Source organism: Bariatricus sp. SGI.154 (assembly GCF_050313795.1).
GTDB lineage: Bacteria > Bacillota > Clostridia > Lachnospirales > Lachnospiraceae > CAMBRQ01.
The window spans coordinates 1-1,491 of the sequence record NZ_JBNPMC010000080.1; the positions used below are offsets into that span (position 1 = coordinate 1).

General features: G+C 45.3%; 1 protein-coding gene. It reads left to right on the plus strand.

Translation table 11 applies throughout. The features are described 5' to 3' along the window. Positions 1–162: 162 nt before the first annotated feature. Positions 163–1,491 (plus strand): hypothetical protein (locus ACQRBN_RS17405; RefSeq protein ID WP_427740359.1); only part of this gene is annotated, 1,329 nt, incomplete at its 3' end.

Sequence of the window (1,491 nt, forward strand, 5' to 3'; positions counted from 1 at the left end):
ATATCTTCTCGGAATCTTCAGCCCTTATTTCATAGGGCTTCCAGACTCCATTTTTCAAAAATCACCCACTTTTTCGTCAAAAACTCTTGACAAACCTTTCAAAAAATGCGGCGCTTCGCGCCCTTGATCAAAAGTACATTTTTTGATTGGAGGCGATTTTTGATGTTACCTTGTAATCCCGGCGGTCATACCGCCTATCAGGATACTTTCGTATCCGAATTCCTAAAATACTATCCAAATCCCCTTATCCTTCCAAAAGATACCTGGGATTATATCATTCAGTTCTGGTATCTCGACCTGTCTTTGACTGATTCTCTCATGCAGGAATGTTATTCTGTTTTCGGTCCGCAGCCAAGGCTTCCTTCCTGTATGCTCCGGTCTTATCTGCTTGCTTTGAAGCTAAAGGTGACTTCCATTACCGTCTGGTGCCGTATGCTGCGCGAAACACCTTTATACGCTATTCTCAGTGGTTTTTCTGTCGGTGATACTCCCGGTGTTGGTACTTTTTATGACTTTTTTACCCGCCTTTGGAAAGATGCTTCCAACAACCTTTCCCCCAAAGACCGCTTTCCTAAAATGAAGCCTCCTAAAGGGAAAAAGAAGGGCGATAAGACTCCTTGTGATTCCTCCAGTATCGCTTCCAGGCTTCTTCCTTTATTGGAACGATGGAATTTTAAACCGGAAAATCCCTTTTGGCTGATTTTCAAACTATACAATCAGCAGTTCCTCAGCAAATCCGTAGAACACGGGCTGATTGATCCGGCTCATCTTTCCCTTGCCGGGGACGGGACTCCTGTCCGTACTGCTGCACAGCAGCGGAAAAAGCGGATCTGTGACTGCAGGGAGAATGGCTGTTCTTCCTGTAACTGTAAACGCCACTACTCTCAACCGGACTGCAACTGGGGCTGGGATTCTCACAGGGAATGTTATTTCTTCGGTTACCACCTCTACATGTATGTAGCCTCTGATTCCCATAGTGACCTTCCTGTTTTTCCGCTTTTGGAACGGGCTTCCAGGCATGATATGCTTTCTTTCCTGCACTCCTTTTTCACTATGAAAGCCTATCTCCCTGAGTTTCACATTGAAAAGCTCCTTCTGGATTCCGCACACGATGCCTATCCTGTCTACGAATACTGCAAACGGGAAAAGATCACTCCTTTTATTGACCTGAACCCAGGACATACCGGACATTTCACTTATAAAGATGATTTCACCATTGATGATGACGGTGTTCCTATTTGCAAAATGGGCTTACGCATGCATAAGGATGGATATGAAGCTGCAAAACACCGGGCGAAATACCGATGTCCAAAGGCAAACCGCAAACAAGGCTGTTTCTGCGAACATCCCTGTTCTCCTGCCAAATATGGCAGAACGGTACATATTTTCACCGATGACAATCCAAGATTGTTCAACATACCGCCAAGAGACAGCAAAGCATGGAAAAAGGAATACGATGGAAGAACTTCCGTGGAGCGCTCCAACAAGCGT